This is a genomic window from Nostoc sp. KVJ3 (assembly GCF_026127265.1).
Lineage (GTDB): Bacteria > Cyanobacteriota > Cyanobacteriia > Cyanobacteriales > Nostocaceae > Nostoc.
In genome coordinates this window covers 439,575-463,273 of record NZ_WWFG01000003.1, presented here as the reverse complement: position 1 = coordinate 463,273, position 23,699 = coordinate 439,575, and the positions used below count along the sequence as shown (strand labels likewise).

Here is a 23,699-nt window from a genome sequence, read left to right as displayed (position 1 = left end):
TCCTGCCTCAAACCCCAAATTCAAAAACTTTAATTCCATCAACATCAACGGGATTAATTTGAATTAATCCGCCGCCAGCATAATTACAAGGAATCTTGCGCTTATCCTTATCATCGAAAGCCTCTTTACAAACTGGCATCCATCGTCCTACACAAGAAAATCCTGCGGCAGAAGATGGAGCGCCAGCTTTTTTGTAATCTTGGACAGAAGCAATGTGACCGCAACATGGACACTTAAACTTCCATTGCATCTTGTCTTGTCCAAATAGTGTTTGTCCAAGAGTTAGCCACTGTTCTTTATTCATATTTAATCCTCCTCCTCGTCTTAATATTCATGTTCGATAGATTCAAATTCTTGAATAGCAAATAAAGCCATAGCCACACAAGCTCTTTCTGCTGGATGTGTAGCTGATTGCATTCGATATGATTCAGGGACTACATAGCCTTGAATCGCGTAGAATTTCTTAGCTAGTTTTTCAATGAGTGCGTCTTTTTGAAAAATTCCAAGTTCCATATCCTTTCCCCTCAAGGTAGAATTTGTCTTTGTTGTAAAAGTTTTAATTCTTGATGACTCGGCGATCGCTCTACTTGACCGATGACCAATGACCGATGACCGATGACCGATGACCAATGATCGATGACCGATGACCGATGACCGATGACCGATGACCGATGACCGATGACCGATGACCGATGACCATCAAGCAGTAACTACAGCTTTCTTGCTAGCGAAAGCACCTGCCTGCCTTAGCGCTGCACCAGGACTGGGATGAGCGAAGAACTCTTCTATAGCTTTGGTCAACCCAGCCGCAACAGTCGGCTCGTGACAAGCGTAGACATAGATAGGCTGTTGCACACCGTTAACTAATCGCGTTTCTTGGCGATCGCCTAACTGAGGGTAAAATGTTCTCACCCATGTCCCCAGGTGTCCGCGATAGTGGGAGCCTTTGAGGGGGACTTTCTTACCCAGTTCGCTTTCTGCGAAGTTGACCACGCCCAGCCAGCGTTCTTCTGAAGGGGTTAGCAATTTTCTGTTGTGTTCTGCCAGAAGATTCCCGGCATAGTCTTTGAATTGCTGTTCCATGTACGGGTTGAGTCTGCCACCAGTTAACTCAGCTAAAGTCTTCATTGCCAGGACAAGAGTATGCAATCGCTGTTCAACTGGGGGAGGGCTGGTGTGGAAGGTTGTTCTTGTGGTTGAGTAGCGGGTTTTGTCCAGCCCATAATGTCTTGCATCCAGGCGCGAACACCGATCCGGTTAAAAGCTTTGCATACAAGTCTGGCTTGCTGTTTGCAGTACCGCCCAGCATCAAAAGCGTAATATTCAATAACGGCAGCAACACCCATATCAGGTATTCCCTCATTCCAGGTTTCCAGTGCCGCAGGGCTAAATCCTTGTTCTATAAGGCTTTGGGCTAATGCAGAGGGTTGCAGTGCCGCACTTAGTAACGCACGACGAAGCGAAGAATCTTGTACATCTGCCAGTCTCGCAGTTGCCCGAATACTGGCTTTACCTTGTCCATTAGAGTCAACAGTGATTTCTTGCTTTATCTGTTCAATAATTTGGGCTACTTCGATTTGTGACATAACTTTAGTTGGGTGATAATTTTTCGTTGTTGATTAGAGAGAATTAAACATTCACGCGCACCAAACTTTTTTCACCAACCAGTGAGAAACGATTCGATATAGTCCGTGATTGAGTTAAGGTTGGCGACATCAATTCAATAAGGTAAAACCAAGAATTATTTACCAGCCCAATCCCCAAAATCAGCCGTTGTTTTGTTCCCTTATCGTGAGAACAGAGCATTACTCTTTCGCCCAAAACGAAAGTAGGTTTTTGCACGGTGAGAGTTTCTAATTCTCCAGTTCCAATAATTTGGTTTTGTGTAGCGTGGAGTATTTCATTACGGCAGTCAATTGAATAAATCCAGCACTCATGCTTCCATTGCATACCGCAGCAATAGCCAAATGTTCTCGTGGTTCTTAGGTAAACTCTCTCCAGTAAATTCACCTCAATGGGTGGGATTGTTCCACGCCAAGGAGGAGAGAGATACCAACTTGTTTTGAGTGCATTAATATGGTCAATCATGCTTTTCTTCCCTGAGATTAATAACCTAAAAATCTTTGGCAATGTTTGGAGAAGAACGCCCAAAAAATACCTTAAAGTGAGCAGCAATTTTCACTGCTGCCCACATGAGACTTTACGCTGTGACTAATTCTTGAAGAAGAGATCGCACTTCATGGTTGAAAAGCTGCTGTAATTCATTAGAACTCAGTTGCTCTAAGGGTCGGGATTGCAAGTATTTGTGAACTGGTTCAGCCAGCGATGTATCCACTATCGACAGCGATAGCACAGCATCAAGCACCGAGTTAGAATACTGCTGCTGGACTGAATAACGCCTCTTCACCCACCAGTTCCCGTTAGTGCATCCGACTTGCCCCAGTTTCACGCCCTTGTTGTTGTAAATGCCATCATCGAGAATTTCAAACCCATAACTCTGGCACTCGTTGAAGATATGCGCCATGATTTGGTTTTCGGTCGTGGGGGGTGTTGCTTCTTGTTTTTGCACAGGTAATGAGCCGTCTTTGTAGTGAGTGCAGATGAAGCGATCGCAACGCATTAGAGTATTGGCACGAAATACTTCTTTCTTGTTTACCATGACTACCCAGCGTTGGGTTAGGTGGTTGTCGTCATAGCTAATGCTGGCTACCAGTTTGTCATCAGCGTAATATTCGTGATGGTCAAAAGAGATTTCGACTATTCTGAGGGGTTCGGGAGCTACAGCTTGGGCTTGGTCAGCGATGTAGTTGTCGAGTTCGGCTTGGGCTTTGGCTTGTTCGTCGGGGGCAGCGAGGGTGACTTTCTGAATTTTGCTTGCCTGATATTCAGCGATTGCACTAATCCAAGAATCCTTGCAGCGTTTGTCGCTTACTTCGACTGTGCAGGCGATTTCGCTGTAGATTTGCTTGAGCCGCGCAATAGATTTCAGTTGCAGCTGTTGTGCTGTGTAAAGGGCGTGAGTCATAATTAAGATTCCCTGTACGAATGTATGGGTTTTTCAAAAGGCGATCGCTTTCAAAGTTTCCGAGGCTAAGGGCGATTGCCTTTTGTGATAGTTATATTATGCTACTCTGCTAACTGATTGTCAATGTACTGATTAGCAGTTATTCTGTTAATTGATAGCCTGTATATTGATTGGCTGTTATTCTGTAATCAGATAAGCGTTAATGGAGGTTAATCATTAAAAACGTGTTAGCAGTTTGGATGGAAGCATATATTGATATTTCGCAATGGTGGCCTAAAGCTGAAGATGGTAGCCTCTTGTCTGTCTACGCAGTTCATAGGCAGTTTGAGGGTAGCCCGAATGAAGTCACTAGACATACCTTGACTGTCGCCCGTGCTGGCAGGCTAAAAAAAGCGGATATCGATAATTTGGTAAAACTAGCAAGGATTTGCTCGGTGCTATCTGGAGAGTTAGTAACTGTGAATGACATTGTGAAAATTGAAGAGGACTCGTGAAGATGATAATGCTCCACCAAGTCCAATCCCAGAGCATTATTGCCATAACTCACCACATACTTAATCTATTTGTCATTGACTCTGAACAAGTACTATTGAATTAAAGGGGTGGAATGATGCCTAAACCATCTTCTAGGCTTAAAAAAGCCACCTCTGCCGCAGAGATAAATTCAAAACCACTCAGTAATTCTGCAAATGAAGCTATCTCTGTTGAGGAAAACCCAGCTTTAGCAACAATTAACGTTACTGCTGTCGAAGTTCCAGAGTTGACAGAGGAAGAACAGCGCGATCGCTTGCATCTAGAGCGCCGTGTGGAAAGAGCGTTTTTTGAAGCAGGGAAAGCGCTAACGGAATTGAGGGACAGACGACTGTATCGATCCACGCATAAAACATTTGAAGATTATTGCCGCGATCGCTTTGGGCATAGTCGGCAACAATCAAATTATTTGATTGCAGCAGCTGGTGTTTACGAAAATTTGACAACCATTGGTTGTCAAAATGTGGCAAATGAGAATTTGACAACCAATGGATCACAAATTCTACCCACGAGTGAGCGCCAAGTCCGACCCATGACAAAGCTTGAACCCCAGGAACAGCAGGAAGTGTGGCTAAGGGCAGTAGAACTTGCTGGTGGGAAAGTGCCGACTGGTAGAATCGTCAAAGATGCGGTGCAGCGCATAATGGAACGCACGAAAGTACCCAATACCTACCAAATCGGCGAAGTGTGCCAAATCCTTGTTAAAGACAATTCTGAACTGAGAGGCAAGGGTGGCTGTTGGGGGATTGTCAGCCAAGCAAATGAGTTCAGTTGCACTGTGAGAATGTGGGATGGCGAGTATGCCATTGGTTTGCAGCACCTGAAGTCCTTCAATTACCTGCCTGCCGAGTGTGAGCAGATGCGGGTGATTGGTGATCGCATCAGTCGAGTGTATTCGAGTGGGCTGGAGGAGTCGGTGCAGAAGTTTTTGGAGTCGTTGGGGAAGCTGAGGCGGGCTTATTTGACGGCTTTGGAGGAGAAAGTGTTGAGTTTGCTGGAATTGGAAACTAGCAGCTGATGCAAGGATTACCAGCAGGCGTACTATCCCGCTTGAGTTTTGAATTGAGGGCGATCGCTTGCTTAATAAGTCCTTAAAGTATATCCCTAAGTGGTTACTGAGGCGCGTTGAGCAGATGGAACGAGAGAAATCGGGAGTTAGGGAGATTTTGGGGGTGTTGGAGGTGAGGAAATAATGAAAAAGATTAAAATTGTTATGTTTAATGTTTACTTACCTAAAATATGGATTCACCAGAAGAGTATCTTAGAGCTACAAAAAGTGCAGTTTTAAAGCTTTTTGATGGAATCAATTTATATAATGAAATTTTTCTTAAAAAACCAATACCAATTTTCAACTTCAGCAGTAATTTAACTGATTCAGCAGCAATATTAGAAGCTCGAAAGCAAGCTTATGATAATTGGTTACTAGAAAATGAAGCAGCGATAAAGTTATCACTTCAGGCTCAAAAAGGGTATTTTGCAGAAAGCTTTGCAATTGCAACACTCTGTGGTTCTCTGTTGCAAATAGCCTCAATGGGAATCCAACTATTTTCTACAAATGAAGAAATAGCTGAAGATTTGCCAGAAACTCTACGTTCAGTTATAAAGCCTAAAACTAAAGTCGCTAGGTTTTGTATTGGTCGTAGAGTTCGTAATGTACCTATAGGATTAATAATTATGCTGGTCGTAATCAGTTTAATCATATAGATGAGGAAAAGCTTAAGGAACCAAATGTAACCATTTTTAATCTTTTTGCAAGCAATAATCATACTGTTGAAGACCAAGATTTTTTAGATTTGGCATTTGATGTAGAGGCTAGATTAATTATTGATTTCTCAAGTAATATTATGGGATTACTAGGTTGGAAAAGCTATCAATTATATGATTCAGATATACGTTCGCTGCTTGTGACTGCTAATAGCTAAATATGGTTTTATAAGCTACATTCCACAAGCCTTACCGCAAGAGATGGTATCCATTTAATGAAGGAACCCCAGATTATCCTCCTTTGTGCAGCTTGATCATTTGTCCATCTACCACCACCTAATTTTGCTAATGGTAGATGCCCTAAAGGTGCATTCTGAGAGAAAGTTATATTTTTATATTCTTGCCACGCTCCGTGACTTCCTCTCCAACCCACACGTTTACCAAATCCTAGCCATTTTTCATCATCAGCATTAGGTGCTGCACCCATACTTTCCCAAATTTGCTTTTGCACACTAAAGCCAAATCTTCCATTACTGTATTTTACCCACAGTTGATCTATAGTTTGTAAATCAGTACAAGGAAAATTTTTGATGGATTCTGCATTAAGCCAACCTTCTTCTTCTCTTTTTGCTGCTCTTAGCATAAGCATCAGCGTTTCATCATCAGCCTCGCTCAAACTGCCAGCAGCCAATAAATCTCGCAGATGTGTATAGTTTATTCCTTGCTCGGAACTGAGATTATCTTGGACACTTATTAATTCTCCATAACTTGTTTCACCCCACAACTCGTATACTGGTTCATATATTGGCTGTTCAGACTCTATTTGAGTAGAAAACGATATTAAATCACATACAATCCGAAAACCAAAATTACGGGCATATTCGCTGAAAATATCCCAGTTACGAAATGCAGAGCGACAAAATCCAGCACTGACATTCCACGAACCACCACGCAGCACCCATCGCTGATCTATATCATTAGATAACCATACACATCCATTACTAGGCGCACCTACATAATTCTTATGCCAATTATCGGCGCACCATTCCCACACATTTCCGTGCATATCGTATAAACCGAAAGAATTAGGAAGAAAGCTCCCTACTGGCATCGTTTGTTGTCGGTATTGTATTTTTTTTGCATCATCTATAGTTGGGGAGTTATTAATAGTAATTCTGGCATCATAGTTAGCTAATTCACTTGTAATTACCTCACCAAAGTAAAATGGTGTTGTTGTTCTGGCACGGCAAGCATATTCCCATTCAGCTTCTGATGGAAGTCGATAAAGCCGTCCTGTTTTTTTCGACAGCCTAGCACAAAATTCAATCGCTTCCTCCCTATTAACTTGTTCTACAGGATGCTGATTACCTTTAAATCGAGAGGGGTTACTTCTCAGTTGACAGTTGATTTCTGGAAGTTTAGCTATGGCTTCCCATTGTACTTGGGTTATTTGATGCTTGCTCATCAAAAACGGCTCAATATTTACTTCATGCTGTGGATGTTCATTATCTTCTCCTTCTCCTTCTGGCGAACCCATCATAAATGTACCACCTGGAATGGCAACTAATTGTAATGGAATATCATTAGGTAAGCCTTCAGTAAAGTATTGGGCAGTTTTAGTTTCAGTTTTGATAATTTCGCCTTTATGGTTAACAGTTATTGTTATAAATGCAAAATTTTGCAAAGAGATTTCACTATCGGATTGATCAAATAGAGTTTCTGTTTCTAAGTTATTAATATTACAGCTTAAGAGTCTATCAGCCATATCAGCAAATAAGGCAGGCTTTTCTCTTCTAGGGAAAATCCCACCTAAATGAAAAGTCCACTCTACAGGTAAATGTCCTGCGGGTGCTGACAAATTATATGTAAATTTTGAGCTATCTGATAACCACTCGTTATTAAGATACCAACCAATACTATTGCCAAAATCATACTCTAAATTTTTATTTGATCTTCCACCAAGTTCTTGCCACTTTTTAAGTTGTACACTAAATCCAAATCTGCCTTTACTAGCATTTATCCACAACCTGTTTATTGCATCTAAGTCTGTACAAGGAATATTATTGATAGCCTGATAATCTAATGTTCCCTCTCTCTCTCGATTAGTAGCTTTTAGCAGTAATCTAAATGTTTCTTCATCAGCTTCTCTCCATTTCTCTCTTGCAAGTAAATCTTGTAATCCAATATTATCAATTTTATTCTCTACAATAGATTCTATTTCAATAAGTTCTGTATTTATATTATTTACATGAAATAAATAATTGGCAATATTATTAATAGTTGCAATTATACTTGCTTGTTTATCTACAAAAATAATTTCTTTAAGTGAAGTAGAAGTAAAATTACTAAGTGTTCTATTTATTTCTGACAACATTTTGGTAGCTACTTCAGAGCTAGATAAACCGTAATCTCCAGTTCCTAACAAAGTAATTACTAAGCGTCCTAATTGCATTTCTACTGATAAATTAATAATAGCTTCAGTTGCTTGAACTATATTAGCTAAACTAATTCTAAAACTTTCTATGGTTGCACAAATTATAAAATGTTTAGATTCGTGATTTTTAGTTTGAGCAAACCGACGATTAATTTTATCAGGTAAAGAAACAAGAAGAGGGCGATCCGAACTAATTGCTTTTCTTTTACTTTCTAATAAAGCATTGTCTATAGCATCTCGAAGTAAAAGAAAGTCGTCTTTTAAAAACTTTTCTAAGCTTCTAGCTAATCCTCCATCCAATCGAATTGTAGGTGTAACTGAAATAACTAAAGCATCAAATGGTAAATTCCAAGGATTATCTGTGCAAACACTATAAATTTTTGTATTACCCTGTTGCCAAAGAAAATGACAATTCCCTTCAAATGCAGTTGTTAAACTTTCAGATTGAATGTTAGCTTGAAGCGAATCAGCAAGCTTTACGTACTCTCCGCCTAAACGCCTTAAAACCAGGGATGTTATTTGAGCAAAAGGACGAAGCAAAATAGTCATTGAAGCATCAAAGACCATTTCCTGATTTGATAACATCGCTGTAAATTCATCAACTGAAAGCCCAACTCGTTGCGCCACATATTCCGAAACCTTACGCAATACCTCAGTTGATTCAGTTAAAGGAACGCCATCCAGCAATAAATCTCGCACCCCATCAATAAAGTCAAACTGAACATTATCAGCTTCCACACCCTCATGAACTGGCGGCAAAGGCTTCAATATCCCACCTAAAAAGACTTCAGCAACATGAACTTGGTTTGATTGTGGTAACATTGTCTGTTGTATCAATCTTACAATTGGGAAGCTAATTGGAGTAGCAGCCAAAAGTCCTGCAAGTTTCCGTGCTACTGGTGAGGCTGTAAGGCGAAAACGTTGCAAAAGTTGATTAGCTGAAAGCTCATTTCTAAGATTTTCAGTTAATTCGCTGTTAACATCTATATCTGAATGAGTTGCAAGCAAAAAACCTTTGGTTTGCACATCTCCCCAACCTGCAACCATACGCGCCCAATTTTTTACTGATTCTGATTCTAGCGTTACTACAGGTATTTTTAGTTTGTTGCAATTATCGCTTTCATCAAGCAAATCCAATGCTGTCATTACTAGCTGCTCGTTGGGAACTCCAGGAGACGAACTCCGTAGTAAAATTGACTCAGCAAAACCCAAAGCACTTCTTTCCCAAAGCCAGTTAGGTAGCACTTGAATTATCGCCGTTGGGCTACTGTAAGCCCAAGCTGCTAAAACTTTGATAATGAGACTACTACGCCAAGCTGGAGAAACGCAGTCACTAATAACTACAAACAACCGACGACCATTAGGGTCAATAAGTTCTCTGGGATTGTGTAATCGTTTCTGACTCAATCCTGAACCAATTCTTGGACGCAGCCAAACTTTATCACCCTTATCGGTAAATAAGCCCCAGGTTCGGACATCTCGAAAAGCTCCATGCCTTTCTAATAATTGCCTAAGTTCCTTAATTGTTTGTGTCCAGAGCATCATCGATGCCCCTTCATCTACTACCAAAGCCAATTCTAGCCAGCGTTCTGGTGCGGACTTCATTACAGGTAATAAAAGTTTTTCTTTGGCAATGCGTTCTGCGGTTGCTGCTTCATCAAGTACAAATTCTCTTTTTGAAGGAACTCGACGTTTCAACGGGCGGAGGGCGCGGCCAATTTCTAACTGATTTCTTAATGCTTGAGCCGCAGGAACTTTAATCGGTATGCCGCTTGAATTGCGATCGCTATCCTGTGAAGATTGAGGATATACATTAGCACTAGCTTCAGTTTTGTTGATAGATTTTGAGGAATTTAAATTTTGCTCTAATGGTAATTGGGGTAAGGTCGATGCTATTTTTGAAGTAGTAGATACAGGCGTTTGTTGTTCCGGTTCAGACACCGATGAACAATTAGAACGACGCATTTGCACAGCCAACCAGAGGATATCGGCAATTTCGGTATCGGTTAAATCAAATCCCAGGTTTTGAAAAGCACCAATTACCCTTTCAATCATATATCCTCTGTGCTTGTGAGATATTTCATTAGTGCATTGAGCAGTCGTTCTTTATCATCCCCGGCAGGACTCCTTTCACGGGTTACTAAATAAATAGCATTAAGCAACTGATCTGTTGCTAGATCGCCTGCATCGCTTCTGTCTCGACGCTTTATAAATTCACTAATTAAAACCTCCGCTTCTAACATTATCTTTTTCCCTAAGTGGGCTTGCACAATTTTTTTTAATGCTGTTTCGTCCGGGTTTTCCATTGTCAAGCGCAGACATCGCCGCAGAAAGGCTGGAGGAAATTCCCTTTCGCCGTTACTAGTTAATAAAACAAAAGGAAATTGAGTACAACGCACCCGTCCTTTATCGATATTGGCAACATTACCATCATAAGTGCGTACTTGTACCGTCTGGTATTCTTGGGGTAATCGGGCTAATTCGGGTATTTCAAATTCACCTTCCTCAAATATATTGAGTAAATCATTGGGTAAATCGATGTCGCTTTTATCAATTTCATCAATTAGCAAAACATGAGGTGATGGTGATTGTAAAAGGGCTGTTCCCAAAGGGCCAAGTTGAATATATTTACCAATATCTTTGGTATTGTCCTTTCCTTGGGCATCTTGTAGACGAGCGATCGCATCGTAGCGATAAAGCCCTTCTTGCAGAGTTGATCGGGTAGTGATGGGCCATTGCAGTACAGAACCCAGTTGAAGTTCATACGCAACTTTGTAAGCAAGAGAGGTTTTACCAGTCCCCGGTTTTCCAGTCACCAGCAAAGGACGACGCAGGTAAAGTGCTGCATTTATAAGCTCAATTTCATTACGACGAACTTGAAAGGTTTGTCCACGCTCCTTCTCCTTGGCATCCCCAAACTCACGCCATTTTGGTGGTTCTGGAAGATTCTTGATTCCATCATGTGGTGAGTCTGTACCTTGGAAAATCAGCCAATCGCTCATTGCTTACTCCTAAATTATGATGAAGAAAACTCCAATGCTGGGTTTGGCGGTATTCGATTGGGGTCGTCCCACCATAAGACTAAATGATTACCCAAGTGCATTTCATGGTCAGATCCTAAACGACGTTGTTCTCTAACGCAGGTGGACAATTCGTGCAATGGTTTTTTTAGTAACGCATCAAAGTGTTCAGGATTTTTGAGACTGTTTAGCTCACAACGTGACCAAATTATAATCGGTGTCCCAGCACTGTGGATTGCACTAAGTAGAGCATTTCGCTCTAAGTCTGATAAATCACAGCAGATTTTAAGAATAATTTTCTCAAATAGCAAATCTCTCAATTTGTTGGCATCAAAACAAGCTTGAGAAACTGTCATAGCCTGCTCATAGCACGACGGAGCTTGCCAACGTAGCTGAACTTTTTCCCAGTTTCTGCGCCAATATGAACCCTGTTGTGTGCGTAATTTTTTCAGTCGATCGTAGGAACGCACTACAACCCGAAAATCCTTACCAATAATGATATTACAATCTTCGTCATCCTTATATTCCCATTTTTCCACCTCATCACATAGACGATCACGTGGTAAAAAAATTTCAATAGTCAGTTCTGTTGGTTGCCCTTGTAAGTATTCTTCAAAACATTGTTGAAGCAATTTACTGAGCAATATTGGTAATTTCTCCGGCACAAATGGAATTTCTGATTGCTGCTCGTCAACTGTTAAAGGTTTAAAACGTTCCCAAGGATCTTGAATTGTATCGTCAGGAATAAACCAAGCTTTGACATATAATTCTCTGCTGCTTTCTGGCCGAAGTTGGATTAGCAGATAAGAATGCAGTGATTGTATGGATGTAGTTTTATTACCAGCTTCAAAGGATTCATTAGTTAATAGCTGTTTGAGTTTTTCGGAGATAGTTTGAGGAATATTGTTATCTTGAGTTAGCAAACAAACAAATTTTAATAAAGCTGAATTATTAGAATTTGAGTAAGGAATTTCTTCTAATTGCTCCAGTACATCATTAACATCTTTAGGTTTATCTTTCCAGTCAAACCATCCATCAGGAGCGATTTTAGAGAAAGCTTTATTTATTGCATTATCATCTAAAATATTTAAAAGTAAAAGATTTATTTGATTTTTAATATTTTGTTGCTTAATATCTCTAGTGGTTAAGTTTCCGCCCACTAGTAAATCTTTTAAAATGTCTTGTTGGCTTGCTGAACTTAATTTTTCCTCGCTCATTTTTAATAGGCTATTATAGTTTATGAAATCGTTTGACTGGGATTAGACTTAGGCAGATTGCTCATACCTTATCGTTACTATGCAAGATTATGTAAATATAGATGGAACTATAATTATAAGAATAAAGCATTGTATTTTTTGCTAAAGCACTATTCTATCTGACATTTTTCAAAAAAAATAGCTATATTTGAAATACTTAAAATTTTATGCTTATTTATTTGTAAATGGAGAATAAAACATGATTGACCCAGTGTCCCTTGTTGCTGGAGTAGTGACAACAGTTCTTCTACCGAAAGCTTTAGAGAAAGTAGGCGAGAAAATTGGTGAGACTGCCTGGGATAAAAGTGCAGAAGCTATCCAGAGTGTGCGTGGAACAGTTCAAGCGAAGTTGCAAACTATGGGGACTGCTGAGTTGCTAACACGAGCAAATGCTAATCCAACTGAAGCAAACACGCAGATATTACAAGCAGAAATTGTAACTCAGATGCAAGAAGATCAAGATTTTGCAACGAAGTTACAAGAACTAGTTAAGCAAATGCAATCTCAATCTCCAACTGTACAAGTAATTTTGGAGGAGCTTCGAGTAAGGGGCAAAGTAGAAATTGGGAATATTAAGCAAGTCAATGAGGGGCAAAGCAATACTCAACAGACGTTTGGGAAGAATTGGCAAGTAGGTGGAGATGTTAAGGTTGGGGACGTAACCCAGGAAAACCGAAGTGTCTAATGATCAGTCGGGAGAAAATCAACAGCCGAATATTCAGCAGGAAATGCTGAATAATTTAAATGTCGATGGTGATTTAACAGTTGAGAATGCTACCCAGAACATTTATTTTACGCCTCCGCCACCAGAACTCACTATCAATGGAATGCGTCTGCATTTTCAAGAAGTCCAAGCAAGTGCTGGCGCTCGCTACACCCCGAAAATTCACGTTGATTTACCAGAAGCTTGGGTTTTTGAAGGACTTGGTAGAACAGATAAATTTTTTGACAGGATACAGAATCTATATGGTCAGCTTTCTAGAAAGTCTAAAAAATTACACCCATCAGGAGACACAGAGCGTAAATTTCCAGAAATAGCTACATTACTAAATATCTTGGGTCAAAAAGCCAGCACACTAGCAGTTGAGTTAAAACAAATTGATCGGGATACATTTACACCCATTGATTTTCCTAGTTTGGCAATATTAACTCAAGAAGTAGAAACTGCTGCATACAGCAGCTATGAGGCTTCACGGCAAGCTGAATCTTCCTCCGAAGCAACAGAAACAACGCAAGCACCACAGAATCATGGTTGTACTCGCTCTAGGAAAGAATTACTGGGTGGTATTCGCCATAATATCTTCCAGCTTCAACAAGTACTGAGAGAAATACTCAGTTTGGTAACAAGTGATAGTGCTGAGGCAGCAAATAAAAAGGCATTTCTATTGCTTGGTGAAGCTGGCACAGGTAAGACACACTTGTTTTGTGATGTTGCCAAATGTCGGCTTGACGATTCACTACCCACAATAATCTTATTGGGACAACACTTTAACAGTAGTGAGTCTTGGACTCAAATTATGCAGCGGTTGCACCTTCCATTTTGCGATCGCAATGAGTTTCTTGGCGCACTAGATGCAACAGCACAAGCCCGTGGTCGTCGTGCGCTCATCTTAATTGATGCTCTTAATGAAGGTGATAGCAAACGTTTATGGAGAGATGAACTTGCGGGTATTGTCAGTGTTTTAAATAATTATCCGCGTCTAGGTCTTGCAGTAAGTTGTCGCACTTCATACGAGAGAATTGTTATACCAGACGGACTCATCCCGGAAAAGTTAATCAGCGTATACCATCGTGGCTTTGATAATCACGAATACATAGCCACCAGAACTTTTTTTGACCACTATGGCATTGAGCGTCCCAATATTCCACTGTTAGTACCAGAATTTTCTAATCCACTTTTTTTGAAAATTTTTTGCGAAGGTCTTGCTAAAAGAAAGTTAACGCGTATTCCTAGAGGACTTAAAGGTATTACAGCTATTCTCAATTTTTTTGTAGATACCGTCCACGATATTTTGTGGAAACGGCTGGATTACGATGATAAAACTAATTTAATTCGGCTAGCAGTGGAACAACTCGCTTGCCACATGGCGGAAACTGGACAGCCTTGGATAGATAGAGGAGAAGCCAAGAAAATTGTCAATCAAATCTTGCCAACAACAGGCCATCAACAAACACTTTTTAATAATCTACTTAACGAAGGATTATTGTCTGAGGATTTAGTTTATATTTATTCAAACGAAGATGATTCAGAGCCTCAGCATATTGATACTGTAAAATTTCCCTATGAGAAATTTAGCGACCATCTTATAGTTCGCTACCTATTAAACAAACATCTTGATAAGAATAATCCAGTTGCTTCATTTAATCCCAATCAACCACTAGGAAAAATGCTGGCTAATGATTGGGAAACTTGGCGCTACAGTGGTTGGATTGAAGCTCTTAGTATCCAATTACCAGAACAAATTGGGCAAGAATTAGTAGAATTAGCTCCACAGGGAAACGTATGGGATGTTGTGCAGCGTGCCTTTCTTCAAAGTATTATCTGGCGTAACCCTACTAAGGTAACTAATGTAACCAAAGACTATCTCAATGAGATATTTAGTCAAGAGGGTTGCGAAGAAGCTGTGTACAATTTACTACTGACAGTTGCGGCAGATCCAGCCCATCCCTTCAACGCTAAATTCCTTCATAACCACCTTCTGAGCCTTGAAATGCCTGAGCGTGACGAATGGTGGTCTATCTATCTGTCTTCACAATATGAAGAACGTGGCTCTGTTGACCGTTTACTGGAATGGGCATGGGAAGCTGAAAAAACACATATTTCTGATGAAGCGATTGAACTATGTGCTGTTGCGTTGGTATGGTTTTTAACTACCTCTCATCGTTATGTTCGCGATCGCGCAACTAAAGCCCTAGTTTCAATGCTTTACCCAAGACCTCAAGTTTTGGTACAGGTAATTGAGCGATTTATCAACGTTAATGACCTCTATGTATGGGAACGCCTTTATGCTGTAGCTTACGGTGTGGCTATGCTCAGTGATAAGGCTAGTGGAGTGCAAGAACTAGCTGGTAAAGTTTACGAATGGGTATTTAAGAACGGCACACCACCAGCACACATACTTTTACGTGATTATGCTCGTGGAGTTATCGAAGTTGCAAAGCATCGTGGAATCCTTCCGCAAAGTGTAGATATTGAGCGCTGTCGCCCACCATACCAAACTCCTTGGCTTGTTGATATTCCTACCAAGGAAGAATTAGAACCTTACGGTGAAACTTGGGAAGGTATGGATGACCGTGACTGGTCGCAGTGGGGTTTATATAATTCAGTAATGGGACATGGAGATTTTGCAAGATATGTCATAGGTACAAATCATGGCGATTTTGAATGGTCTTCCTGTCGTTTGGGAGAGCCAGGTAGGAAGCAAATACTTGCAACTAGGCAGCAAAAGTATAATGAATTTATAGACTCTTTGACGAAAAAACAAAAAAATTCATGGGAAAGATACGAGAAAACACAGTCATCTGTTAGACTCTGTAAACGTCTAGATACAGCTAAACAGATTGAATATTTTCAAGCAGAGTTTTCTTCTGATGAATTAAACAGCATACTTATAAGTGAACAAAACAGATTTTTGAGAACAATAGGTAAGAAAAAGAAAGAAAACTTCAATAGATTTGTTTTACCTCACATCCAAGATTCAAAAGGAAATGAATTCCGGTTTGATTTATCACTTGTCCAATCTTGGATTCTAAAGATAGTTTTTGATTTCGGTTGGACAGTTGATAGATTTGGGCAGTTTGAACGCACGCTAGATCGTTACAGTTATGGTGAAAGAAAAACCCCAGAAAGAATAAGTAAAAAATATCAATGGATAGCCTATCATCAGTTTCTAGCTTATGTTGCCGATAATTTTGAATTTATTGGTAGTTCTTCATTAAATGAATCTCCTCAACAATACGATGGCCCTTGGCAGCTAGATTCTGGTACACGGGATATTGACCCTTCACTTTTAGTACGCCAATTATCAGAACAGGAAGTCCAAGAGAAAACATCTGTATGGTGGCAACCAGTCCCATACATTTTTGATCACGCTGATAAACAGGAGCAAATTAATTGGATAACACAAGAAAGTGATTCTCCTAATCCATGCCAGCTAATTGAAGTAACTCGATCAAGTGATGAGACAGTTTGGCTTTCCCTCGAAGGACACTATCGATGGACTGAAGAAGGCCCCATTGAAGAAGAACCTTATCATAGTTTGCGACGAGATATGTGGTTTCAGTTACGAAGCTATATAGTTCATCAAGAGGACAAGAGTAAGATATTGCAATGGTTCAGTGATAAAAATTTTATGGGAAGATGGATGCCAAAGTCAGAGCAGATGCTTGATGTTTTTGTTGGTGAGTTTCCTTGGGCTTCATCATGTAAAGCATTAAATAATCACCAGGATTGGATTAGTCATAGTAAATTTGAAGATGACTTACCAGGTGCTAGTGTTGTTACAACAACCGAGTATTTACGTGAAATTTCTACATTCGATTGCTCAATTGATGGCACTATTTCAGCTTTGATGCCATCTGCTTGGCTAATTAAAAACATGGGAATCCGATGGTCAGGTGGCAGGTTTAATTTTGTAGATTCTGTAAATGAGCTTGTAGCGTTTAACCCATTAGTTGAAGAAGCAGGATCAAGTGCGTGTTTAATTTCAAAAGAAAAACTTATCAGATTTTTAGCTGAAAATGGACTTGATATAATCTGGACTGTATTAGGAGAACGTCAACTAATTGGTGGGAATCATCAGGAGTGGCATGGGAGATTGGAGTTATCAGGAGTTTATCACCTGAATGAAGGCATAGTAACAGGAGAACGATTAAAGTCATGGCATCAAACTCTTAACAATGATTAGATTTAATTAATAATTATTATAATCAGTACATTGGCACTAAATTAACTACTATTTTGCTAATTCAGAAGTTTATATTGTTTATTTATATGTAAAGCATGATGTTAAGTTTAAAAGATTTTAAAATATTAAGTAGTGAAAATCTTCAAGAAGCTAAAGATGCTATATATCGAGCTACATGGTCTCCTAATGGAAAATATATTGCTGCTGCTTCTAGTATTGGAGATATCTATTTATGGAGCTTAGAAAGTGGAAAGATTATCCAAACTATAAAATGCTTTAATGAGCGGATTTTAAGCATAGCATGGTCTCCTAATGGAAAATATATTGCAATAGGAGGTAGTACTAGGATTATACAAATCTGGAATATTAAACAGGATAGATTAGAGCAAAGATTAATTGGACATTCTGACTGGATTCGGGATATAGCATGGTCTCCTAATGGAAAACAGATAGTGTCATGTTCCAGCGATCAAGGTGTGTGGCTTTGGGCGACAGAAACTGGACAACCTTTGTGTCGATTTGAAGGACATACAAACTGGGTTAAAGGAGTAGCCTGGTCTCCAGATGGTCAATTTATTGTTTCTGGTGCTGATGATGGAACTGTTCGGCTATGGGATACTAAAGGCTTAAATTGTATAAATATTCTTACTAATAAAGATTCTTTTGGCTCAATTTATAGTGTAGATTGGTCTAATAATTCTTTATTTATAGCTGTAGCATCTTCTGATAAAACTATAAGGATTTGGGATGGAAAAACATACAAACATATTATTACACTTGAAGGGCATGTAAGTGCAATAAGTAATATTTGTTTTTCTAAAAATAATGAATTTCTTGCTTCAATCTCAGTAGATGGTATTATTCGACTTTGGGATTGTAATTTATGGAAAGAGATTGCAAGTATATCAGGTTCAGTACATAGTTCTCAAAGCTGGCCATCAGTTTTAGCTTTTCATCCAAACTCACTTTTTTTAGCTACTCCAGTTCAAGAAGGTGCTGCGATAAATATTTGGATTTTAGAACGTCAGACTACAGAGAGTTCTTCCAATTTTCTAAATAGTAAAGCTTCTTCTCAAGAAAGTATTGTTTATTATATTAATGCTAAAGCTGTTTTACTTGGGGAAAGTGGAGTTGGTAAATCAGGGCTTGGTATTCGTCTTGCAGAAAAAGAATTTCGCAAGACTGAATCAACTCATGGAGCGCAGTTTTGGCAATTTCCCGTTGCTCAAAAATCAATTTTAGATGAAAATCAGGAAAATATAAATGCAGAATTAACTCTTTGGGACTTAGCAGGACAGCCTGACTATCATTTAGTTCATCAGCTTTTTTTAGACGATACCGATGTAGCCCTTTTATTATTTGACTGCTCTAATACAGCCGAGCCTTTTCGAGGAATACCGTATTGGGCAAAGGTTTTGAAAAAAATAGCTCCAACCAATGCCCTTAAATATTTAATTTCTGCTCGTTGTGATGTTAGTCCTGTTACAGTAGACCAACGCGAAATTAATCAATTTATAGGTGAGTATGGTTTAGATGGCTACTTCCGAAGTTCCGCCAAAACTGGGGAGGGAGTAGAACAGTTATTACAGCAAATTATTGCAGCAATTCCTTGGGATAAACTGCCTCGTACTACAACACCAAGGCTATTTCAAGTAATCCGTGAGTTTTTACTAGAGCGCAAAGAAGCAGAAGATACATTAATATTAGTAGAACGCGTAACACAGGAGGTTGATCTGCGTTACATAGAACGCTCACCTACCCAAGCAGAGATTGATACAGTAATCAGTTTGTTACAAGCACGGGGGTTGGTTTACCGTCTGGCTCCTACCCCAAATATGCAAATGGTTTTGCTGCGGCCTGAATTGATCAACCAATATGCTTCCTCTATTATCAAAGCCGCTCGTAATCACCCAGAGGGGATTGGCTCAATTCTTGAGCGAGATGTAGTTTGCGCCAATTTTTCTTTTGATGGATTTTCAAGGGAAGAGCGTTTACCTCTGGTAGAAGAAAAATTAGTATTAGAATCAACTGTCGAGCTATTTATCAGTTATAACTTAGCTTTTCGAGAGTTAGGGCGACTAATCTTTCCTAGCCACTTTAATGTATTACATCGGTTTGTTGATAAGCTTCACCCGCCAACGGAAGTTACTTATGAGTTTTCAGGTAGTATCGAAGCAATTTATGCGTCTCTGGTCGTCTGCCTCAGCTATACCAAAGACTTTCAACGAGAAAACCTTTGGAAGTATGCAGCCGAGTTTTCGCGGAATGAACATCGTCTCGGCTTTGCTATGAAACAAGTATCAGAAGGCACTGGGGAACTAGAGATTTACTTTTATCCTGGAGTTAGTGACTTTGACCGGGTTACATTTATCCGTTTTATTACCAATCACTTGCACATTAAAGGCATTAATGTGCAAGAGCGCATTCGCCTCTACTGTTCCAATGCTGAATGCGGCAAAGAAGTTACAAATAGAGAAGCGATTGAAATACGTGTAAAGGCTGGAAAGCTAGAAATTCCCTGCCAGTACTGCGACACAAATGTACTGATTCCTCGCAGTATAGAGGAAAAATACCGCAGTGACAGAGCGTATACTGAAAAACAACAAGAACTAAGGACTACAGTAGAAAAACGAACTGAAGCAGAAGTTAACGCATTCTACCATGATAAAGAAATATACATGAACAATGCAGACAAGCAAATACGCATTCTCCACCTATCCGATATTCATTTAGGGACTACAGCGCAAGCACAACGCTACTTTACGCAACTGGCTACTGACCTGACCCAAAATCTTAAAGTAAAACAGCTTAACTACTTGGTAATTTCCGGCGATATCGCCAATCGTTCAACACAAGAGGAATACGATGCAGCTTTTGAACTGGTTGATAAACTGGTTAAACGTTACGGGCTTGACCCTAGCCGCATTGTTATAGTTCCTGGAAACCATGATATTAATTGGGAATTATCAGAAATTGCTTATCCCTTTGTACCCAAGCGAAAACTGCCTAATCCCTTACTAAAAGGAAAATATATTGATGCAGGTAGTGCAGGTGCATTAATTTGTGATGAGAATGAGTATAAAAAACGGTTTGATTACTTTAGCGATCGCTTCTATAAAAAAATTTATAGTAAATACTATCCCCAAGAATACGACCAGCAAGCAATTATTCACCTCTGCGCGGAAGATAAAATTCTCTTTCTAGGGCTTAATTCCTGTTGGGAAATCGATCATGAGTACAAAGATCGGGCTGGTATCCATCCCAATGCGATCGCTAATGCCCTAGACCAAATTCTTACGGGAAAATACGATGACTGGCTGAAGATCGCTGTTTGGCATCACCCTGTTCATAGTTCTGAGTCAATGAAAAATACAGCTTTTCTAGAACAGTTAGCAGTTAATGGTTTCCAAGTTGGGATTCACGGACACATCCATGAAGCAAAAGACGAGAATTTTCAGTACGATGCACGGCGTGGTCTCAAAATTATTGCTGCTGGAACTTTTGGCGCACCTGCTAAGGAGCAGGTTACAGGTATACCACTTCAGTACAACTTGCTAACTCTTGACCCAGAAAGCGGAGTGATGACGGTTGAGACACGAAAGAAAGAGAAGGCTGACGGGGCCTGGTCTGCGGATGCTCGTTGGAGCGATAAAAATAATCCAGTGCCAAGGTACGAGATCAAATTGCGATATGGAACTGGTAGCAAAACTGATAATTCCTCCAATCACCCAAAAGCTTCAACGCAAGCTAATAGTTCCAATTCTCAACAAAGTATTTTTGGTGGCAATATTCAAGTTGGCGGTAACATAACTGTTGGCAACATTACACAAAATAACCATTCCGGCATAACAAGCCAACCTCTAAAGCGCACAATATTAATTCTTGCATCCAGTCCCAGCAACACAGCAAGATTGCGTTTGGACAAAGAAGTACGAGAAATTGATGAAGGTTTGCGAAGAGCAAAGCAGCGAGAACAGTTTTCATTGCAGCAACGCTGGGCAGTTCGTCCAGATGATTTGCGTCGTGCTTTGCTGGATTTTAACCCGCAGATTGTTCACTTTTGTGGACATGGATCTGGTGATAAAGGATTAGTCTTGGAAAACGATGCAGGCAACGCACAGTTTGTTCCAACTAATGCTTTAGCCAGCTTGTTTGAATTGTTTGCTAATCAAGGTGTAGAATGCATTATATTAAATGCCTGCTATGCCGAAGTACAAGCAGATGCAATCTCCCAGCATATTAATTATGTGGTGGGAATGAGCGATGAAATTAGCGATAATGCGGCGATAAAATTTGCAGTGGGTTTTTATGATGCGCTAGGTGCTGGCCGGTCGTATAACGACGCTTACAAATTCGGCTGCAATGCGATCGCTCTAGAAGGAATACCAGAAGAACTGACTCCTGTTTTAAAAAAAAAGACCAGATAACAGTAGCTAACTCAGTTGATGCGTTAGTACAGCAGGTGCGATCACGTTTATATGCTGACATCCAAAGTTTGCACGGTATAATCCCCCTTTGGGGAGTAGATCACTGGGTTCCTTTGGGTGATTTGTTTGTGGATGTGAATATCTTGGAGCAGGTTAGCAGTAATCGTAGAGCGGAACTGGATGATTTATGGCAGGATTTCACTACAGGCAATTCCAGCTACCGCAGTCTGGATCGGATTGGGTTGGGTAAAGAACAGCAGCGCGTGTCGGGGTTGGCTGTGCTGGAGCGCAATACTAACTTGATGGTGGTGGGCAAACCTGGTTCGGGGAAGACAACATATATGCAAAGAATTGTAACGGAATGCAATGAAGGAAAATTGCAAGCGCAGCGAATTCCTGTGTTGATTAAATTGCGGGAGTTTTTGGATGAAGGATGTAAATATGACTACGATTTGAAGCAGTTTTTAGGACAGCATTGGCAGATGATTAATGCAGATATCGAATTAGTATTAAACCAGGGACGAGCTTTGGTATTGCTGGATGGTTTGGATGAGGTTGAGGGGGAAGCCGGAAAACAAATTGTTAAGGAAATCAAACGTTTTGCCCGTATTTATCCACAGGTGCAAGTAGTGGTAACTTGTCGAACGCAAACCCTACCTGATTTATTCGATTGGCAATCAAAACGGTTTACCTGTGTAGAAGTAGCTGATTTTAATGAAGTGCAGATGAGAGCGTTTGCAGTACATTGGTTTGGAACCGTTTGTGCAGATGCAGGAGAAAGGCAGGCACAGGAATTTTTTGAACAGTTATTTCGAGAGGTAAACAAGCCAATTCGGGAACTTGTAATTACTCCCATCTTGCTAAGTTTAACTTGTGCGGTTTTCCAGCAAACAGGGAAATTTTACTCGAAGCGTTCCAAGTTATATCAAGAAGGGTTGGAGTTATTGTTGGAGCAGTGGGACGAAAAGCGAGGGATTGAGCGGGATGAAATTTATTGGAAATTGTCAGTTGGCCGCAAGCTGGAACTAATGAGCTATGTTGCAGTGAAGAAATTTGAACAACAACAGTATGTTTTGTTTGAACAAGAGGAGTTAGAGGCTTATATTGGGGAGTTTTTAGGAATTGAACGGCGCGATAGCCGAGCAGTTTTGAGAGCAATTGAGTCTCAGCATGGATTGTTAATTGAGAGAGCGCAAAAAGTTTGGTCTTTTTCTCATCTAACATTTCAAGAATATTTGGTAGCGACGTGGTTTAGTGAACAAGAGCGATGGCAGCATTTATTAAATTATATTAAAGAAAAAAAATGGCGAGAAGTTTTTTTAATTAAAACGGAGCAATTAATAAATGTAGATCATTTCTTAAGATTAATGAAACTTAAAATTGATGATTTAGCCAAAAATGATAAAAAAATACAAAGCTTTTTAAGCTGGGCAAATAAACAAGCGAGTAATGTCAATTCAAATTACAAAATTTCAGCAGTCAGAGCATTATATTTTTCAAGATTTCGTAATATTGAAATAGATATTCAAAAATTTTTGCAACATATTGAATATGGTGTAAATCAAGGTATTTTTGGAACAAATAGTCCTTTTGATTTTCGAGATAGTGTACAGGAATCTATTAAAAGTATTTTTCTTATTACTGCATTAAAAACAGAAATTTATATACTATTTAACCATGATATCTTATTATTTAGTAGTATTGAAAATAACTTTATAAGTTCTGATATCTTTGCTCTAAATATAGATATTCCTTTACAAAGAAAGCTTAAGAGCATATATAATGAGATTCCAGATACAAATTTAGGAGCTTTACTATGTGAACAGTGGTGGGCTACAGATGCTAAATTATGGATGGAGCAGTTAAATCAAATTATTAGTGAGATTCGTAATATAAGTTACCAATGGAATTTTAGCTCTACACAAATAGAAAATCTACAATTTTATTATGATGCTAATAAAATTTTAATAGATTGTTTAAATAGTGATTGCAATATTGGATTTTATGTAAAAGAAGAAATAAGTAATACATTATTATTACCACTTATTGAACTGGAGAAAACTAAAGACGGCATAGTAGAGCAAGAGGTAAAGCAGAATAAAATAGACCAGCCAGATTATTGATGTTTTAGTATTATAAACTAGCGATTTTTACTCTTAACTCTAATCAAAAAATGCAAAGCCTCGTTAACAGCTTGTGAAGTTGGGAACATTTAGGCAATGTCAGGTTCTAAAACAACTGTCAGTCTTTTAAATTCTGTATGGTTATTTCCCTGTCTTCCATTTAAGTTTTGACTTAGCTGAGGATTAGCACTCAAAGGACAGTATCACACTGCTGTTAATAAAGAAAGTTTGCAACAAGCAGTCAAGGCTACAATAAATTCATTGTGAAACCC

Annotated in this window: 16 protein-coding genes; 7 read left to right on the top strand and 9 right to left on the bottom strand. The window is 39.5% G+C overall.

All coding sequences use genetic code 11. The annotated features are described in order from the left end of the window. Positions 1 to 7: 7 nt before the first annotated feature. The 6 genes from GTQ43_RS33345 to GTQ43_RS33320 form a co-directional block, all read right to left on the bottom strand. On the bottom strand, positions 8 to 304 hold the full coding sequence (locus GTQ43_RS33345) for a VVA0879 family protein (protein ID WP_265277009.1): 297 nt from the start codon (positions 302 to 304) through the stop codon (positions 8 to 10). Between the two features lie 20 nt (positions 305 to 324). Further along, positions 325 to 513, bottom strand: a complete 189-nt coding sequence (locus GTQ43_RS33340; RefSeq protein ID WP_265277008.1) for a hypothetical protein — start codon at positions 511 to 513, stop codon at positions 325 to 327. A gap of 186 nt (positions 514 to 699) precedes the next feature. Continuing rightward, positions 700 to 1,128 (bottom strand): hypothetical protein, encoded by a 429-nt coding sequence (locus GTQ43_RS33335; protein WP_265277007.1) that lies wholly within the window; start codon positions 1,126 to 1,128, stop codon positions 700 to 702. Beyond that, positions 1,125 to 1,586: a hypothetical protein gene (locus GTQ43_RS33330; protein WP_265277006.1), complete on the bottom strand. Its 462-nt coding sequence runs from the start codon at positions 1,584 to 1,586 to the stop codon at positions 1,125 to 1,127. Before GTQ43_RS33330 ends, GTQ43_RS33335 begins: the two co-directional genes overlap by 4 nt. A 43-nt stretch (positions 1,587 to 1,629) precedes the next feature. Beyond that, on the bottom strand, positions 1,630 to 2,088 hold the full coding sequence (locus GTQ43_RS33325; RefSeq protein WP_265277005.1) for a DUF1392 domain-containing protein: 459 nt from the start codon (positions 2,086 to 2,088) through the stop codon (positions 1,630 to 1,632). Between the two features lie 112 nt (positions 2,089 to 2,200). Beyond that, on the bottom strand, positions 2,201 to 3,025 hold the full coding sequence (locus tag GTQ43_RS33320) for a hypothetical protein (protein ID WP_265277004.1): 825 nt from the start codon (positions 3,023 to 3,025) through the stop codon (positions 2,201 to 2,203). Positions 3,026 to 3,249: 224 nt separating this feature from the next. Between GTQ43_RS33320 and GTQ43_RS33315 the strand changes: the two genes are divergently transcribed. From GTQ43_RS33315 to GTQ43_RS33305, 3 genes are all read left to right on the top strand, one after another. Then, the gene (locus tag GTQ43_RS33315; protein ID WP_265277003.1) at positions 3,250 to 3,519 is read left to right on the top strand and encodes a hypothetical protein; all 270 of its coding nucleotides are present in this window, start codon (positions 3,250 to 3,252) and stop codon (positions 3,517 to 3,519) included. Between the two features lie 116 nt (positions 3,520 to 3,635). Beyond that, positions 3,636 to 4,574 carry a hypothetical protein gene (locus tag GTQ43_RS33310; RefSeq protein WP_265277036.1) on the top strand — a complete coding sequence of 313 codons (939 nt, stop codon included), beginning with the start codon at positions 3,636 to 3,638 and terminating at the stop codon, positions 4,572 to 4,574. Positions 4,575 to 4,795: 221 nt separating this feature from the next. Continuing rightward, complete coding sequence (locus GTQ43_RS33305) at positions 4,796 to 5,260, top strand: hypothetical protein (RefSeq protein WP_265277002.1); 465 nt, start codon at positions 4,796 to 4,798, stop codon at positions 5,258 to 5,260. Between the two features lie 226 nt (positions 5,261 to 5,486). On the opposite strand, the gene GTQ43_RS33300 is transcribed toward GTQ43_RS33305, so the two are convergent. From GTQ43_RS33300 to GTQ43_RS33290, 3 genes are read right to left on the bottom strand one after another with little or no spacing between them, the layout of a single operon-like run. Further along, a complete protein-coding gene (locus tag GTQ43_RS33300; RefSeq protein WP_265277001.1) occupies positions 5,487 to 9,749 on the bottom strand; it encodes an SAV_2336 N-terminal domain-related protein in 4,263 nt (1,420 codons plus the stop codon). Further along, entirely contained in the window at positions 9,746 to 10,696 is a 951-nt protein-coding gene (locus GTQ43_RS33295) for an AAA family ATPase (RefSeq protein WP_265277000.1), read from the bottom strand. The genes GTQ43_RS33300 and GTQ43_RS33295 overlap by 4 nt, the downstream gene beginning before the upstream one ends. A 14-nt stretch (positions 10,697 to 10,710) precedes the next feature. Then, on the bottom strand, positions 10,711 to 11,931 hold the full coding sequence (locus tag GTQ43_RS33290) for a hypothetical protein (RefSeq protein ID WP_265276999.1): 1,221 nt from the start codon (positions 11,929 to 11,931) through the stop codon (positions 10,711 to 10,713). A 238-nt stretch (positions 11,932 to 12,169) separates the two neighbouring features. Here GTQ43_RS33290 and GTQ43_RS33285 point away from each other — a divergent pair, with 238 nt between their 5' ends. From GTQ43_RS33285 to GTQ43_RS33270, 4 genes are all read left to right on the top strand, one after another. Further along, positions 12,170 to 12,655, top strand: coding sequence for a Fis family transcriptional regulator (locus tag GTQ43_RS33285; RefSeq protein ID WP_265276998.1), 486 nt, complete (start codon positions 12,170 to 12,172; stop codon positions 12,653 to 12,655). Then, positions 12,648 to 16,877 (top strand): AVAST type 2 anti-phage system protein Avs2, encoded by a 4,230-nt coding sequence (gene avs2, locus GTQ43_RS33280; protein WP_265276997.1) that lies wholly within the window; start codon positions 12,648 to 12,650, stop codon positions 16,875 to 16,877. Before GTQ43_RS33285 ends, avs2 begins: the two co-directional genes overlap by 8 nt. A gap of 95 nt (positions 16,878 to 16,972) precedes the next feature. Then, a complete protein-coding gene (locus GTQ43_RS33275; protein WP_265276996.1) occupies positions 16,973 to 21,304 on the top strand; it encodes a metallophosphoesterase in 4,332 nt (1,443 codons plus the stop codon). 302 nt (positions 21,305 to 21,606) lie between these two features. After that, on the top strand, positions 21,607 to 23,427 hold the full coding sequence (locus tag GTQ43_RS33270; protein WP_265276995.1) for an NACHT domain-containing protein: 1,821 nt from the start codon (positions 21,607 to 21,609) through the stop codon (positions 23,425 to 23,427). Positions 23,428 to 23,699: the final 272 nt, after the last annotated feature.

Bases quoted from the DNA above. Each gene is read 5' to 3' on its own strand.
- GTQ43_RS33290 (WP_265276999.1), bottom strand. From the start codon at position 11,931: ATGAGCGAGGAAAAATTAAGTTCAGCAAGCCAACAAGACATTTTAAAA.
- GTQ43_RS33305 (WP_265277002.1), top strand. From the start codon at position 4,796: ATGGATTCACCAGAAGAGTATCTTAGAGCTACAAAAAGTGCAGTTTTA.
- GTQ43_RS33335 (WP_265277007.1), bottom strand. From the start codon at position 1,128: ATGAAGACTTTAGCTGAGTTAACTGGTGGCAGACTCAACCCGTACATG.
- GTQ43_RS33275 (WP_265276996.1), top strand. From the start codon at position 16,973: ATGATGTTAAGTTTAAAAGATTTTAAAATATTAAGTAGTGAAAATCTT.
- GTQ43_RS33285 (WP_265276998.1), top strand. From the start codon at position 12,170: ATGATTGACCCAGTGTCCCTTGTTGCTGGAGTAGTGACAACAGTTCTT.
- GTQ43_RS33325 (WP_265277005.1), bottom strand. From the start codon at position 2,088: ATGATTGACCATATTAATGCACTCAAAACAAGTTGGTATCTCTCTCCT.
- GTQ43_RS33270 (WP_265276995.1), top strand. From the start codon at position 21,607: ATGGTGGTGGGCAAACCTGGTTCGGGGAAGACAACATATATGCAAAGA.
- GTQ43_RS33300 (WP_265277001.1), bottom strand. From the start codon at position 9,749: ATGATTGAAAGGGTAATTGGTGCTTTTCAAAACCTGGGATTTGATTTA.
- GTQ43_RS33320 (WP_265277004.1), bottom strand. From the start codon at position 3,025: ATGACTCACGCCCTTTACACAGCACAACAGCTGCAACTGAAATCTATT.
- GTQ43_RS33330 (WP_265277006.1), bottom strand. From the start codon at position 1,586: ATGTCACAAATCGAAGTAGCCCAAATTATTGAACAGATAAAGCAAGAA.
- GTQ43_RS33340 (WP_265277008.1), bottom strand. From the start codon at position 513: ATGGAACTTGGAATTTTTCAAAAAGACGCACTCATTGAAAAACTAGCT.
- GTQ43_RS33345 (WP_265277009.1), bottom strand. From the start codon at position 304: ATGAATAAAGAACAGTGGCTAACTCTTGGACAAACACTATTTGGACAA.
- GTQ43_RS33310 (WP_265277036.1), top strand. From the start codon at position 3,636: ATGCCTAAACCATCTTCTAGGCTTAAAAAAGCCACCTCTGCCGCAGAG.
- GTQ43_RS33295 (WP_265277000.1), bottom strand. From the start codon at position 10,696: ATGAGCGATTGGCTGATTTTCCAAGGTACAGACTCACCACATGATGGA.